Raw genomic sequence first — 15431 nt, 5'->3', positions numbered from 1 at the left:
TCGGTTCATCATGCAAAAGACACTGCAGCTGCCGGTTCGGCGGCATGGCTGCAGTGTCGCAAGTTCCCTGTTATGCGTAATGGTGTGCAACGACGTCTGCACAGCGTGCGCAAAGTTCCGGGTACTCTTTGTTGTCCCCGACCGTTTCGGAGATGGTCCAGCACCGTTCGCATTTCTCGCCGGAAGCTTTTCCGACGGCGATCTTGCCGGAAGCATACGTCCCTGCACCGGTCGGAAGAGCTGCCTCATCCGAGAGGCTGAATTCGGAAACGATGAAGAACTGGGCGAAGTTGATGTCTTCCGTATCGAACAGCGCTTTCAGGTCATCGCTCACCGCCATAGAAACGTGCGCTTCGAGCGACTTCCCGATCACTTTGCTGTTGCGTGCTTCTTCAAGTGCCTTCAGTACATCGTCCCGCACGAGCATCAGCTGGTCGAACGTCTTGCGGAGTTCTTCTGCGTCCACGTCCTGTGCGTCCGGCATGTCGGTGAGCTGGATGCTTTCCGCTGTCTCGTGTTCGAGGTATGCCCACATTTCGTCCGCTGTATGCGGCAGGATCGGCGCTGCCAGTTTCAGCAGCGTGATCAGTGCGTCATACATGACGGTCTGCATCGCACGGCGGTGCGGATGATCGGCAGCTTCGATGTAGACGACGTCTTTAGCGATATCGAGATAGAACGAGCTCAACGTGTTCGTACAGAACGAGTTGATCGCATGATAGACGACTGCGAACTCGTAATTTTCATACGCAGAGCGCACTTCGCGGATCAGGTCCTGCAATTTCACGTAAACATACTGGTCGACCGGACGGAGCTGGTCGAACGTTATTGTATCAGTGCCCGGCGTGAAGTCGGACGTGTTCCCGTGAAGGAAACGGACCGTGTTGCGGATCTTCCGGTACACTTCGGACACTTGCTTGAAGTTCGAATCGGAGACGCGCACGTCAGCTGTATAGTCGACGGATGACACCCAGAGACGCAGGATGTCGGCGCCGAACTGGTTCATCACTTTCGACGGCAGGATGACGTTGCCGATCGATTTACTCATCTTGCGGCCTTCGCCGTCGAGCGTGAACCCGTGGCTCAGCAGCCCTTTATAAGGCGCGATGCCGTTGATGGCGACGCTTGTCGTCAGCGACGAGTTGAACCAGCCGCGGTATTGGTCGGACCCTTCAAGATATAGATCTGCCGGATACGACAGCTCTTTCCGTTCGACAAGGACACCTTGGTGTGTCGAACCGGAATCGAACCAGACGTCCATGATATCCGTCTCTTTCGTGAACGTGCCATTCGGACTGCCCGGATGTGTGAAGCCTTCCGGGAGCAGGTCTTTCGTGTCCCATTCAAACCAGATGTTCGAGCCGTGTTCCCGGAACAGTTCGGAAACGTGGTCGATCGTTTCATCCGTGATGATCGGTTCGTCGTTTTCCGTGTAGAACACAGGGATCGGAACACCCCAGACGCGCTGGCGGGAAATACACCAGTCGCCGCGGTCGCGGACCATGTTGAACAGCCGTGTTTCGCCCCAAGACGGCGTGAATTTTGTATTGCGGATCGCTTCGAGCAGCTCGCCGCGGAACGATTCGATCGATGCAAACCATTGGGACGTCGCCCGGAAGATGACCGGTTTCTTCGTACGCCAGTCATGCGGATACGAGTGCGTGAAGAACGACAGCTTTTCAAGCGCACCGACTTCCTTCAGTTTCTCAGTGATCGCTTTGTTCGCGTCTTCGTAGAAGAGGCCTTCGAACAGCGGTGCTTCCGCCGTCATGACACCGCGGTCATTGACCGGTGACAGGACGCCGAGCCCGTATTTTTTGCCGACATGGAAGTCGTCCTCTCCGTGGCCCGGTGCCGTATGGACACATCCTGTACCTGCATCGGCAGTGACGTGTTCGCCGAGCATGACGAGCGATTCACGGTCATAGATCGGATGGCTCGCTGTGATCATTTCCAGCTCGCGCCCTTTGTATTCGCCGGCTGTCGAATAGTCTTCCCATCCAAGCTCGGAAGCGAGATGGTCGACCAGGTCTTTCGCTACGAGGAACTTCTTGCCGTCCGCCTCGACGACCGTGTACGTGAAGTCAGGGTGCACGGAGATACCGAGGTTCGCAGGGATCGTCCATGGTGTCGTCGTCCAGATCAGGATGTTGACATCATCACCGAGGACTCCTTTGCCGTCCCGCACTGGGAAGCTGACATAGATGGACGGCGATTTCTTATCCTGGTACTCGATTTCCGCTTCTGCCAGCGCAGTTTCGGAAGACGGGGACCAATAGACCGGCTTCAGCCCTTTATAGATATATCCTTTTTTCGCCATATCACCGAACACCTTGATCTGCCGGGCTTCGAATGCAGGGTTCAGCGTAATATACGGATCGTTCCAGTCCCCGCGGACTCCGAGACGCTTGAATTGCGAACGCTGGTTATCGATCTGCTGAAGTGCATATTCCGCACACATCTGCCGGAACTCGGCAATGCTGTGCTCTTTCCGTTTGACCCCTTTGTTGACCAGTGCCTGCTCGATCGGCAGACCGTGTGTATCCCAGCCCGGGACGTACGGGGCATGGTAGCCTGTCATCGACTTATGACGGACGATAATGTCCTTCAGCACCTTATTGAGCGCGTGGCCCATATGGAGATCGCCGTTCGCGTACGGCGGTCCGTCATGCAGGATGAACGTCGGGCGTCCTTCCGTGCGTGCAAGCACTTTTCCATACATGTCTTCCTGATCCCATTGTTCCTGAAGCTGCGGTTCTTTCGCCGGCAGACCGCCCCTCATCGGGAAGTCCGTTTTCGGCATCAGCAGCGTGTCTTTATAATCCATTCCAATTCCTCCTCGTGTCGTCCGTGTATTCGGCAGGTGACAAGTGCGCCTGAAAATAGAAAAATCCCCGTCCCTAAAAAAGGGACGAGGAGTGAGCTCGCGATACCACCCTAGTTGCAGCTGCGTTCAGCAGCTGCCTCTCGAACACCGTAACGGGGTGTGACCGGGACTGCACAGGGCAGTCCGGCTCCAGAGTGATCTTCGTCTCCATGTGCCTGGCCGGGCTTCCACCGCCCCCGGCTCGCTGTTCTGCACCTGACTTGGAAAGTACTGTCTCTTTCAGCGCCTGTCATGTAATATGAACCATATTATAATCGTGCGGCATACTGTTCGTCAAGCAGCGGTCATTCGCTGTCTGCGGCAGTCTCCAGCTTCTTTGATGTCGTTTCGTATTCCAGGAGTGCATCCCAGTCATCCATCTTCACAAGATCCAGCTGTGCTTCGATTAGCATACGGAAGCGGTTGCGGAAGATTTTCGACTGCTTTTTCAAGTCTTCGATCTCCATCGTGATTTCACGGGAGCGGGAAAGGGCTTCATTGACGATACGGTCTGCGTTCTTTTCCGCTTCTTTGATGATCAGTTTCGCTTCCTGTGTGGAATTGCGGCGGACATCTTCAGCGGCTTCCTGCGCAATCATGATGGACTTCTGGAGCGTGTCTTCGATGGCATTGAAATGTGCGACCTGTTCTTCGGTCTCTTTCAGCCGGCGTGCCAGCTCCTTGTTTTCGTCAAGCATGTTCTCATAGTCCTTCATGAGCTGTTCGAGGAACTCGTTCACTTCGTCCTCGTCATACCCCCGCCATCTGCTGCCGAACGTCTTATTATGTATATCAATTGGTGTAAGCGCCATTCAAGTCTCTCCCCTTTTAGATGAACTTATTGCGTCTATCGTTGACTATAACAGAAAACAGGCTTTTTCTAAAGTCCGCCCGGCAAATTCATTCCAACTTCCCAGTGACGAGCCGGATCTTGTCCTTCTTCGTGCGCCCTTCGATGGCGATCACTTTGAATCGTCCGTGTCCGCGGATCGACAGGATGTCGGATTCGTTCAGTTCGAAAGCCGGCTGATCGATGACGCGCCAGTTCACTTTCACTTTCCCGCCATGGATGAGGGCGGCGGATTTCTGCCTCGCACTATTCAGCAGAGATGCGATGACCGTGTCGAGCCGCAGGGAACTGACGATCTGTGTCTCTTCCGTCCATACGTCGTCCGTCTCAATCCAGTCAGCGGCATCCTGCAGTTCGGCGAGGTGCACTTTCGCCTTGCCAGCGGACGTGAAATTCGTCTCGAGATAAGTGGTGAGCTCGGCGGCGGCTGCAAACTGGGCGTTTTCCTCCTGCAGCCGGATATCGCCGAATTTAGATCGATCGAGTCCGAGCGCCATAAGCGAGCCGAGGATGGCGGGATGTTCCAGCGTCACAAACTTGGACGCATACCGAATTCCGAAGACTGCGATCTGGAAGTCATCCGCGGCCGGTTCATAATAGTCCGGATACAGCAGCAGCCGTTTCCGCTCCGCTTCGCTGAAACCGCCGTCTTCCGCAGTGAGCAGGCCGCTCCCCCGGACGATCGACTGGACGATGAACCGCTCACGCGGGTCGAGGAAGCCGGTCAGTTTAGGGGAATAGAGATCCTCCACCTCGCGCACCCAGTCCTGCACGAGCTCGACGAAGGGCTGTTCTTCTTTTCTGAAATGCTGCATGATGCCGTCCATGGGATTCTCTCCTTATAGAAAAATCCCCACAAAGTGAGGATGTGATTTTTCGTTCAGACTGGCAGCGGTGACACTTATAGAACGGTAAGCAGCCAGATGAAAATCGATCTGAGTCCGCGCTCGATGAGTCGCAATGCCAGCAAACCGACAATCGGTGAAATATCGATCATGCCGAGCGGCGGGATGAATCTGCGGAAGAAACCTAAATACGGTTCCGCTATCTTTTCAAGGATCCTTCCGAAAGCAGTATCACGAGAAGCCGGAACCCACGACATTAGGATATAAATGACTAACGCAAACGAGTATGCCGTCAGAGCCAGGCTGATAATTTTATAAATCTGAACCAATAGTAAATCCATTACGGTCAGTACACCTCATTCAGTTTCTTTCGTTCAAATAATCGGAGATGGAGCCGTTCACTTCGACGTTCTCCGGCACACAGAGGAAAATGTCCGTGCCGATCCGCTGGATATCCCCGTTGAGCGCATAGACGGAGCCGCTCAGGAAGTCGACGATCCGGATTCCCTGCTCGCGGTCGATGCGCTGCAGGTTGACGATGACTGCACGTTTGTTCGTCAAATGTTCAGAGATGTCCTGCGCTTCTGCATAGACACGCGGTTCGACAAGGACGACCTTCGATGATTTCTGGACGCTCTGCAGGCTCACAATGTTCCCGGCCGGCACATTTTCACGGGGCTGTTTCGGCATCGGTGCATTTTTCATAGGAGCCGGTTTGCCTGTTTTGCGCTCCTGCTTCACCGGAGCAGGCTGCCGGACTTCGGCTTCCCGGGCTGCGGCTTCTTCTTCATCCAGGTAGAACCACTTCTCGAATTTGTTTTTGATGCTCATTCGTCTCCCTCGCTCTCCGAACCGACGAGCGCCGTCCCGATCCTGACATGGGTTGCGCCCTCTTCGATTGCAATGCTGTAATCATTCGACATCCCCATTGACAATTTCGTGACTGGCGCATGCGGCATGTGTTTCGCGGCAAGTTCATCCCGCAGGTCGCGGAGCTGCTTGAACACGCTGCGGATCAGCTGTTCGTCTTCCGTGTTCGGTGCCATCGTCATCAGTCCGATGACGCGGATTTTATCGTAATCCTGCAGTGAATCGATGAAGTCCGCCGTCTCATCCGGGGACAGTCCTGATTTCGAAGCCTCTCCGGAGACATTGACTTGTACAAAGCAGTCGACCGGTTCGACGGCCCGCTTCTGGATCTCTTTTGCAAGACTGAGACGATCCAGTGAATGCAAGTAGTCGATGCGCTCTATGATCTCCTTCACCTTGCGGCTCTGGACGCTGCCGATGAAATGCCACACCGCCCCCTGGGGGATCGCTTCCTGTTTCGCAAGGAGCCCTTCCGGCCGGTTTTCACCCAGATGGATGATGCCTGCATCCAGCACTTCGCGTGTGCGCTGTGCGGATACTTGCTTTGTCACGGCGACGACGGTGATATCATGTCGGTCACGGCCGGCACGTTCACATGCACGGCAGATCGTCTCTTCGATTGTTTCGATACGCTGTTGTAAAGGTGTCATCATCTTCACTACTTTTCTCGATACTTTGTTCCATTGTACCAAGCGGCGGCGCAACTATCAATGTTTTGTCATTCAATAGGCGGTTTCTTTTGGATCAGCACGATATCTTTGCCGATCGTGACCACCTCTTCGTAGCGGAACTGTTTTTGGTCTTTCACACGTGTTTCCAGGAACAGCGACCGTTCCGTATCCCCGACGTGGAGCGTCTGGATTTTGCCGTCCGTCACGTCGATCGAAGCATCTTGGATGAAGCCGAGAAACTTGCCGCGGTGGAGATCGATCACTTCTTTCTTCTGGATTTCCGAGAACCGCATAGAACCCCTCCTTTGTCACATTCTATGCGGAAACGTAAAGAAAAAACGCAATGTGCCGTGCACATTGCGCTGGTGTCTATTTACTTTGTTCCATCCCTGCCCGGATCTGGGCGATCGCCTGTTTCTCGAGGCGGGATATCTGGGCCTGCGAAATGCCGAGCTCCCGTGCGATTTCGGTTTGTGTCTGGCCGAGGTAGAAGCGCTTGGACAGGATCAGCTGCTGGCGGCCGTCCAGTTCCGTCATCGTCTCCTTCATGGACACATAGGTGAGCCAGCGTTCTTCGGATACCGTTTTGTCGTGCAGCTGATCCATCATGTAGACCGGATCGCCGCCGTCACCGTTCATCGGCTCATGCAGCGACATCGGGTCCTGGATGGCGTCGAGTGCGAGCAGGATGTCCTCTTCGGGGATTTCGGTCAGCGCGGCCAGATCCGAGATCCGGGGCTCCCGCTGATGCTCGTTGATGAACGCTTCTTTGGCACGGATCGCTTTGTAGGCGATGTCCCGCAAAGAGCGGGATACGCGGACGGAATGATGATCGCGCAGATGCCGCTTGATCTCCCCGACAATCATCGGGACAGCGTATGTTGAAAACCGGACGTTATGTTTTAAATCGAAGTTGTCGATCGACTTCAGTAATCCTACGCAGCCGACCTGGAACAGATCGTCTGCCGGTTCCCCGCGATAGGCGAACCGCTGTACCAGGCTAAGTACGAGCCGGAGATTGGCGGTCACCAATTCGTCCCTCGCAGACTCATCTCCGCTTTGCAGACGGATGAATGTCTCTTTCATGGCCTCACTCGACAGAAGCGGCAAAGTAGATGTATCGATACCGCAAATTTCCACTCTTGTACGTACCATCTGAATTCCTCCGTATTCTGTAGATGACTGTACAGGATAGCTTATCCTCCGAGTGGGGTTCTATGCGGTTTCACGAAACGCCAATTTCAACCATCAGACGATCGGCTGGTTCAGACGCTCACGCAGATCAGCGATGATTTTCTTTTCGAGACGGGAGATATAGGACTGGGAAATGCCGAGCAGATCGGCCACTTCCTTCTGCGTCATCTCCACCTTGCCCGTCAGGCCGAACCGGCATTCCATGATGTGCCGTTCACGTTCGCTCAAGGTCGTGACGGCTTCGATCATATGCTGCCGCTCCATCTTCTTTTCGACGTCGTCTGTAATGATATCTTCATCCGTGCCGAGGATGTCCGACAAAAGCAGTTCGTTGCCGTCCGCATCCGAATTGAGCGGCTCATCGAACGAGATTTCCGAACGGAGCCTGTTCGTTTTCCGAAGGTGCATGAGGATTTCGTTCTCGATGCAGCGGGAAGCATATGTGGCGAGCTTGATGTTCTTGTCGCTTTTGAACGTCTCGATCGCTTTGATCAGCCCGATCGCCCCGATGCTGATCAGGTCCTCGATATGCGTATTCGTATTATCGAACCGCCGTGCGATATAGACGACCAGCCGCAGGTTCTTTTCGATCAGCCGGTCGCGTGCCTGCTGGTCGCCTGCCATGTAGGCGGCGATCGTTTCCGCTTCCTCTTCCCGTGTCAGCGGCTTCGGCAGCGATTCGTGACCGCCGATGTAGTACGTCCCATTCTTCTTTTTGAAGAACCCCGCAAGGACCGCCATCCATTTCTTCAATTCATGTAGCATGCGCCATTCCCCTTTCTTCTGTCGTTTCCAAGGCAGAGACATGTAAGATTGCGGATGCCTGATGCGGATACCGGGCATCATCCGCTGTCAGGACGATGAAGCCGGGATCGAGCAGCCGGTTCCCTTCCAGTTCCCAGGCACCGAACCGGATCCCTGCCGCCCAGCCGGCACCGTCCACTGTCTGGATCCGGATAAGGCGCAGGAGACTGCGGAACTCTTCCGGGAACTCCTTCAAATTCGGGATGCCCGAAGAATCAGTCTTTTGCAGGCAGGCGAGCAGGTCGTCAGGAATGATGGATCTCACGGCTCTCAGGGAGACGAAATGGACAGCCTCCCCCGACAGCGGTTCCGTGCAGCTGTTCCCCGTATCGATGAATACATCCAGCGGGACATGGCTGCCGAACAGCTCCAGGCGGGATGTGCACCGGAACTCCGACAGCCTGCTCAGCTGGCGGACGGACAGCCATTTCCCCTTTACGAGCTGCAGGACGGTGAATGCCAGTCCCGCACAGAGCACGAGCCGGAACTGTCCGCCTCTGCCCCATTCGCCCACCGGAAGAGCGGTGAGCAGACCGCCGGCAAGCAGCGCGCCCATCAGCACATATCCCGCACCTCCTGCCATGCGCTTCCGCGAGAAGCCGAATGCCGTGCCGACCATGGCGAACAGCGCTATGCAGGAAGCGGTGATCGATCCGGGATATACTGCGGCAGGCAGCGCACCGGTGAGCGAAGCAAGCAGCAGGCGTTTCCTGCTGATGCGTGTCCGTCCGGCTGCGTTTGCGAACGCCAGCACCGCGTAGTTGAACATGAGATTGACCAGGATCATGATTTCTCCATACATAGGCTGTCCTCCTTGCTTGCAAGGGTATCACGGCAGATCCGAAAGTTTTGTCACTTCGCGTACCGATCCCGCAGAAAAGTTCGACAGGAAACGAATGGGAAACGTGAAAAAACCCCCGACATCTTAGTCGGGGGCTGTTCTTGTTCAAGAGTTATTTACGGCGGCGGTTGCGCAGGAAGGTCGGAATGTCCAGACCTTCGTCCTGCGGCTGCTGCTGCTGGCTTCTGACAGGTTCCTGCTGGGCAGGCTGATGGTGCTGTGGCTCCTCATGACGCGGGGCCTGATGCTGCTGCTGTTGCGGTGCGTGCGTCTGCGGTGCCTGCTGTTCACGCTGGCGGATGCCGCCGTATCCGGATGTCCGGCTGCTCCGTGTTGCCGTTATCTGATCATCCGTGAAACCGGTCGCGATGACCGTCACGATGATTTCGTCTTTCAAGTCGTCGTTGATGACCGATCCGAAGATCATGTTGACATCTTCATCGGAAGCCGACGCTACGATGTCGGCCGCTTCCTGCACTTCGAACAGGCTGAGGTTCGAGCCGCCGGTGATATTCATGAGCACACCTTTCGCTCCGTCGATCGACGTTTCGAGCAGCGGGCTGGAAATGGCTTTCTTCGCTGCTTCCGACGCCCGGTTCTCCCCTGTCGACATGCCGATCCCCATCAGGGCGGATCCTTTGTTCGACATGATCGTCTTCACATCGGCGAAGTCGAGGTTGATGAGCCCAGGGACGGCGATCAGGTCGGAAATACCCTGGACACCCTGACGGAGCACGTTGTCCGCTTCCCGGAATGCTTCGAGCATCGGTGTGTTCTTATCGACGATCTCAAGCAGCTTATCGTTCGGGATGACGATCAGCGTATCGACGGATTCTTTCATCGCCGTAATACCGCCGATGGCCTGTGTAGAACGTTTGCGTCCTTCGAACGTGAACGGGCGTGTGACGACACCGACCGTCAGTGCGCCAAGATCCTTCGCGACCTGCGCGATGACAGGAGCGGCACCTGTGCCTGTCCCGCCGCCCATGCCGGCAGTGACGAACACCATGTCGGCTCCGCGAAGCGCTTCTTCGAGCTGTTCGCGGCTTTCTTCGGCAGCCTTCTTGCCGACTTCCGGATTGGCGCCTGCACCAAGTCCGCGTGTCAGCTTGCCACCGATCTGCAATTTCACTTCAGCCTGCGACAGGTTGAGCGCCTGTGCATCCGTATTGACGGCGATGAACTCGACGCCCTGCACACCATGCTCAATCATCCGGTTGACCGCGTTGTTTCCGCCGCCACCTACCCCGATAACTTTGATGACTGCGAGCGCTTCGATATTCGTATCAAACTCTAGCATCTTTTTTTCCTCCTAATCATTCAACTTCTCCAGTGGGATTCATCATCATTATTCAAAAAAGCTGTCGAAAAAGCGTTTTGTTTTGCCGAGGATCGACTCTTTCGGCTCTTTCGGTTCCTGGTTCTTCCTCGCAGGAGCGGCGACAGCCGTCTCCTCGCTAGCGTGTCCGACAGAGCCGGATCCGGCATAGCCGAAGAATGCGTCTTCCATGCTCGCGTACCTGATCAGGCCGACCGCCGTCGAATACATCGGCTCCCGCACGCCGATATACTCAGGCGTGTAGATGCGGACGCGTGTATTCAGGACGTGGCGCGCCAGCTGGAGGATGCCGTCCATTTTAGTTGTACCGCCTGTCAGCACAACACCACCGGGAAGATCGCGAATGCCCATCCGGTACAGTTCTTCAAGAACGAGGTCGAACAGCTCTTCAAGACGGACACCGATGATCTCCGATATGTATTTTTGGCTGTACTGGTCTTTTGTATCTGCGCCGATCACCGGGACTTCGAACAGCTCGTCGTCTGAAGCGTCGTCGTAATACGCGTGACCGTACTGATGCTTGATCTTCCTTGCCTGTTCCGTCGGTGTTTTCAGGATGATGGACAGGTCTTTCGTAATATGATCACCGCCGACCGGCACGACTGCCGTTGCTGCGAAGCGGTTTTCCCAGAAGACGGAAACCGTGGTCGAGCCGCCGCCGATGTCGATGAACGCCGTACCATGGTTCATCTCATCTTCGGTCAGCGCGAATGTGCCTGCCGCAAGCGGCTGCAGGTAGATTTCCCGGATGGACAGCCCCGCCCGTTCCACGCAGCGTAAAATATTGTGCACGAGCGTCTTGGAAGTCGTGATCATCGTGCCGTCCATTTCGAGACGGACTCCGATCATGCCGCGCGGGTCTTTTATTTCGTCGTAATCATCGACGATGAATTGTTTCGGAATGATATTGACAATTTCGCGTTCCGGTGCAACCGACATGACTTGAGCGGACTCCATGACCCGGTCCAGCTCATCATCGGTGATTTCACGGTTGTCCGAGTTGACGGCGACGACCCCTTTGACGTCGTGGAGTGTCACGCCGTTCGACGGGATGCCGACGACGACTTCGTGGACGCTCAGACCAGTCATGCGCTCCGCCTGATCCACCGCTTTGCGGATCGACTGGACCGTGGCATCGATATCCACGATTGAGCCTTTCCGGATGCCGGCGGATTGGACGTTGCCCACCCCGATCACGTGGAGGGATCCGCCATCCACCTCACCAATTAGGACTTTGATAGTGGAGGACCCGATGTCGAGTGATACATATATAGTTGACTGACTCATCTTTGGCACCTCCCATTATGGCTCTTCTTCCATTCTATTGTATTGTGACTGCGTTGTCTAAATATTTTCGCCATCTCCTCTCGAAATCCTCTCATTATGAATTATTTGTCTCAGAAACTTTCCGGATCTCCGACCATTTCGTCAGGAGCACCCGCCGGATGACAGCTAAGTTCTGGAATAACCGGACACCGAATGCAAAGATGGCAGCCAAGTATAAGTCGACACCCAAATGGACACCGAGGAATGCAAGCGCTGCTGCCAGCAGGATGTTGAAGAAGAACCCGGTGATGAAGACGAGGTCGTCATACACACGCTGCAAGTGCGCGCGGATCCCTCCTAACAGCGTGTCCAATGCAGCGAGAACTGCGATGGATAAGTAGTTTCCATATTCTTGCGGTATTTGGATATCCGAAAGGAATCCGAGTGATACGCCGAGAATCAGTCCGAGTATCGGCAGCCACATGGTCAGCCCCCCTTTGGCAGTTCTTTCAAAAATCGGTTACCCGGCTGGTCCGTCCGCCCGCTGATCGAAATCCCGTCAGCAGGCTCGCTGATCTCCAGCACGAAATCATCCAGGTAGAAGTCATCCAGTATGGAGGATGACTGCAGGAAGTTGTAAAGTTTCTCACTGTTCTTCAAGTCGGAGGAGATGATCTTGATCTGGAATGGCGGCAGTTCGACCGGCAGTCCATTGACCGTCGTCTCTCCGTTGATATCCCGGATGGCGCTCAGCGCGGTGATCCGTTTCCCGTCGATTTCCATATCGATATCCTTGAAACGGTTCGCTTCATTGACGAAGCGGGTCAGCAGTTCAGGGCTCACCTCGTGGAGCGGGGTGCCGAGAGCGATGCTTTCGTCGGACGGGATGACGTCGATGACGATGCCGGGTCCGGTCTTATCGGACATGCCGGCCTGTTCATGGAGATCCCTCACCGTGTCCGCCAGGGCCTGTCCCGCTTCCCCTTCTTCCGAGGTTTCGTACTTGGCGAGCGTATCATCCAGCCCCCGCACTTCAGTCAGCAGGTCGTTATGGAGTTTCCGCTCTTTCGCCAGTTCGTTGCGGATGGCCCAAATGTCCCGTGTATCCCGCTCTGCCGGCTGCTGTACCGTATTGTACTGGACGGCCACCATGAAGCCGACAATCAGCAGGATGATACTGAACATCCATTTACGTCTCATACCCGCCCCTCTCCTTTCGCCGCCTTCAACTTTGTGCATCCTCCCGGAGTGCCGGCATGATGATCTCCTTCTTCTTCTCAATCGTCATTACAATGTTGTCGAGCATCAGCGTGTCCATCACGCCGCCTTTAAGCGTCAAAGAGGAATTGAGCGCATCCACGTCGCCGACCGCTTCGATGACGAACGGTGCCGGAAAGGTCTGTCCATCCACCGCAATGACCGGCCCTGTGCATTTGATGCTCGAATTGGCATTCAACCGCTGGCCGTTGATCGACAGCGCCTGGGCTCCGGCGATCTTCAGTTCGTTCACGACCGTCAGCACCTGACTTTCGTGAACGATATAGTCGTTCGGATTCTGCTGTGCAGGATCGTAGTCCCCGTCTTCAAGCGACACGCGCACCCCTTGTCCCGCTGCAGGCACGACGCCGAGCAGCAGCCGGAGGCTTTTCGCTTCCTTGACGAGCGTGTCGTGGTTTTCTTCCGAATCACTCAGTCCCTGTTCGACTTCGGCAATCCGTTTCTGCTTCGACGCTATTTCCTCTGTCAGCTGTTTGTTCCGTTCCTTCTGTTCGATCAGCTCCGCCCGGTACGTCTCTTCACGGGCATCGGCTTCCGATTGGATCTGCTGGGCCTCGGATCCGGGGCCGAGCGTACGGTAGGAAAACGCGAGGATGAAACCGAGTACGAGAAAGACGAGCGCATACCACATCCGGTTATTCCTTTTCTTACGACTCGGAGTCTGCAGTGCCGTCTGCCGCTCCGTCTGTTCCGTCATCTTCCTCACCTGCTTTTCTATCCCCGTACACTTTGCTGTACGGCGTAAAATAAGTGCCCACTTCTACATCGATGACCCCTTTTTCAGAACCGGTCAGTTCGTTCACGATATCCGGGTAGTACGACAGCTTGTCCGCGAGTGTCGCAAGCGACGCGTGGACCTCATAGCCGTCGTCCATGTACAGGACGACACTGTCGGACTTGTCCTTGCCTGCCAGCCTCACTTCCGAGATGAGCTCATAGACGGTATCATTCAGCCCGAGCAGCTGGGAAGCGAGCTGCTTCCTCATCGTCTCATCGCTGAAGCCGATGGCGATCGGGATATCCGCCGCTGCTCCTGCAGCCGGGACGAACAGTCCCCCGTCCTCGAGGATGAATTCATAGGTGCCTTTCGTTTCCGCCCAGGCGACCGGTTTCCATTCCTCGATGTCGACCGTCACAGTGCGGAGCCACTTCCGTCTGACGGATGCCTTCTCCACGCCTTCCGTATCCGTCAGCCGGCCGGCCGCTTCCGCTGCGGAGAACCCCCAGAGGGAATCCCCTTCCCGGAGCCCTGCCTGCTTCAAATAATAGTCACGGTCATGGAGAGCTGTATTATTCAGTTCCACGCTGTCGATCTTGCTCATTTGAGATTGAAAGTAAAGGAGGACGAGGAGTGCGGCCACGAACACGAGTAAGACAAAGATGAATTTCCGATTGGTCTTCTTGCGGCGTTTCTTCCGCATGGACGGAATCCGGTCTTCGATGTCGATTACTTTTTCCAATTCCTCCCCCTCCTTTTCACTCAATCTGTTGTTCTCCTTGAAAAATGCAAGATGGTCCCTACGGCAAGCCACGTCGTCAGCATGGAGGAACCCCCGTAGCTGATGAACGGCAGCGTCACCCCGGTCACCGGCAGAAGCCCTGATACGACCCCGACATTCAGGAACGTCTGGAAGATGATGATGGACACCATGCCCGAGACGACGAGGCATTCACGCCAGCCCGTCGTCCGCACAGCGATACCGAAGCCGCCGATCAGCAGACAGACGAACAGGGCGAGAACCGCCGCAGCTCCGAGGAATCCGGTTTCTTCCGCGATGATGGAAAAGATGAAGTCGTTCTGCGGTTCCGGCAAGTACAGGTACTTCTGCCGGCTGTTGCCGAATCCGTGTCCGAGCAGGCCGCCCGGCGCGATGGCGAACAGCGACTGGATCCCCTGGAACCCTTTGCCGAGCGGGTCGCTCCACGGATCGATATAGGACTTGATGCGGTCCAGCCGATAAGGGGCTGCCAGGATGAGGGCAGCGAATGATCCGGCTCCTGCAAACCCGAGAAAGGCGAAAAAGGAAAGCGGATAGCCAGCCGCAAACAGAACGACGAAAGCGGCGACGATCATTATGACGGCTGATCCCAAGTCAGGTTGCATCATGATGAGCGCGAACGGCAGGAGGATCAGTGCGAAATGCCGCCAGTCCCAGATCCGTCTGCCGGGTTTCTGCTTCATGCCCATGGCGAGTTTTCCGATCAGCGCCACCTTCACGAACTCGGCGGGCTGGATGCTTACGGGACCGAGTGCAATCCAGCTCTGCGACCCGTTGCGCACCGCCCCGATGCCCGGCACGAGCACCGCCGCCAGCATCACGACAGCCGCAACGTAGAAGACTGTCCAAAACTTCCCGTTCGACAGATGAGGCGTTCTCATCATGAAATAAGCCACCGTAATGGAAACGCCTATGTAGATGAGCTGCTTGAAGGCAAATGGCGCCGTATCGGCATAACGGATCTGTCCCCAATACGCTGCAGCCGAATGGACGAAGAGAACGCCGACCGCAGTCAGGCTGATTGCTGCAAAGATGAATAGGTTCCGGTACGTGAAATGCAGGACATGCATCCTTTCGCTGTAGGGATTTGCTAAACAGGACCTCTTGT

At 55.6% G+C, this 15431-nt stretch carries 17 protein-coding genes and 1 other annotated feature; all 17 genes read right to left on the bottom strand.

Going from position 1 to position 15431, the window contains the following annotated elements; translation table 11 throughout:
• Positions 1–70: 70 nt before the first annotated feature.
• On the bottom strand, positions 71–2827 hold the full coding sequence (ileS, locus tag NFU03_RS01125) for an isoleucine--tRNA ligase (protein ID WP_251635375.1): 2757 nt from the start codon (positions 2825–2827) through the stop codon (positions 71–73).
• 77 nt (positions 2828–2904) lie between these two features.
• Positions 2905–3119, bottom strand: a binding site (T-box leader).
• 52 nt (positions 3120–3171) lie between these two features.
• Positions 3172–3678 carry a DivIVA domain-containing protein gene (locus tag NFU03_RS01120; RefSeq protein ID WP_251635373.1) on the bottom strand — a complete coding sequence of 169 codons (507 nt, stop codon included), beginning with the start codon at positions 3676–3678 and terminating at the stop codon, positions 3172–3174.
• A gap of 88 nt (positions 3679–3766) precedes the next feature.
• Positions 3767–4543, bottom strand: a complete 777-nt coding sequence (locus tag NFU03_RS01115) for a YlmH family RNA-binding protein (RefSeq protein ID WP_251635371.1) — start codon at positions 4541–4543, stop codon at positions 3767–3769.
• A gap of 74 nt (positions 4544–4617) precedes the next feature.
• Positions 4618–4902 carry a YggT family protein gene (locus NFU03_RS01110; RefSeq protein WP_251635369.1) on the bottom strand — a complete coding sequence of 95 codons (285 nt, stop codon included), beginning with the start codon at positions 4900–4902 and terminating at the stop codon, positions 4618–4620.
• Between the two features lie 19 nt (positions 4903–4921).
• Complete coding sequence (locus NFU03_RS01105) at positions 4922–5392, bottom strand: cell division protein SepF (protein WP_251635367.1); 471 nt, start codon at positions 5390–5392, stop codon at positions 4922–4924.
• A complete protein-coding gene (locus NFU03_RS01100; protein WP_251635365.1) occupies positions 5389–6081 on the bottom strand; it encodes a YggS family pyridoxal phosphate-dependent enzyme in 693 nt (230 codons plus the stop codon). The genes NFU03_RS01105 and NFU03_RS01100 overlap by 4 nt, the downstream gene beginning before the upstream one ends.
• Before the next feature lie 68 nt (positions 6082–6149).
• A complete protein-coding gene (locus NFU03_RS01095) occupies positions 6150–6395 on the bottom strand; it encodes a PRC-barrel domain-containing protein (RefSeq protein ID WP_251635363.1) in 246 nt (81 codons plus the stop codon).
• A gap of 76 nt (positions 6396–6471) precedes the next feature.
• On the bottom strand, positions 6472–7257 hold the full coding sequence (gene sigG / locus NFU03_RS01090; protein ID WP_251635362.1) for an RNA polymerase sporulation sigma factor SigG: 786 nt from the start codon (positions 7255–7257) through the stop codon (positions 6472–6474).
• Between the two features lie 93 nt (positions 7258–7350).
• A complete protein-coding gene (gene sigE, locus NFU03_RS01085) occupies positions 7351–8061 on the bottom strand; it encodes an RNA polymerase sporulation sigma factor SigE (protein WP_251635361.1) in 711 nt (236 codons plus the stop codon).
• Complete coding sequence (locus tag NFU03_RS01080) at positions 8051–8902, bottom strand: sigma-E processing peptidase SpoIIGA (protein WP_251635360.1); 852 nt, start codon at positions 8900–8902, stop codon at positions 8051–8053. Before NFU03_RS01080 ends, sigE begins: the two co-directional genes overlap by 11 nt.
• 151 nt (positions 8903–9053) lie before the next feature.
• A complete protein-coding gene (gene ftsZ, locus NFU03_RS01075; RefSeq protein WP_251635359.1) occupies positions 9054–10241 on the bottom strand; it encodes a cell division protein FtsZ in 1188 nt (395 codons plus the stop codon).
• Between the two features lie 48 nt (positions 10242–10289).
• Positions 10290–11567: a cell division protein FtsA gene (ftsA, locus tag NFU03_RS01070; RefSeq protein ID WP_251635358.1), complete on the bottom strand. Its 1278-nt coding sequence runs from the start codon at positions 11565–11567 to the stop codon at positions 10290–10292.
• Between the two features lie 94 nt (positions 11568–11661).
• Positions 11662–12030 (bottom strand): small basic family protein, encoded by a 369-nt coding sequence (locus NFU03_RS01065; protein ID WP_251635355.1) that lies wholly within the window; start codon positions 12028–12030, stop codon positions 11662–11664.
• A gap of 2 nt (positions 12031–12032) precedes the next feature.
• Positions 12033–12746, bottom strand: a complete 714-nt coding sequence (locus NFU03_RS01060; RefSeq protein WP_251635353.1) for a DUF881 domain-containing protein — start codon at positions 12744–12746, stop codon at positions 12033–12035.
• Positions 12747–12771: 25 nt separating this feature from the next.
• Positions 12772–13521, bottom strand: a complete 750-nt coding sequence (locus NFU03_RS01055; protein WP_251635351.1) for a DUF881 domain-containing protein — start codon at positions 13519–13521, stop codon at positions 12772–12774.
• Entirely contained in the window at positions 13472–14284 is an 813-nt protein-coding gene (locus tag NFU03_RS01050) for a cell division protein FtsQ/DivIB (protein ID WP_251635349.1), read from the bottom strand. Before NFU03_RS01050 ends, NFU03_RS01055 begins: the two co-directional genes overlap by 50 nt.
• A gap of 20 nt (positions 14285–14304) precedes the next feature.
• Entirely contained in the window at positions 14305–15393 is a 1089-nt protein-coding gene (gene ftsW, locus NFU03_RS01045; protein WP_251635347.1) for a putative lipid II flippase FtsW, read from the bottom strand.
• Positions 15394–15431 lie beyond the last annotated feature (38 nt).

Origin of the sequence: Sporosarcina sp. NCCP-2716, from assembly GCF_023707985.1 — a bacterium.
Taxonomy (GTDB): Bacteria; Bacillota; Bacilli; order Bacillales_A; family Planococcaceae; genus Sporosarcina.
This window is presented reverse-complemented; position numbering and strand designations above follow the sequence as displayed.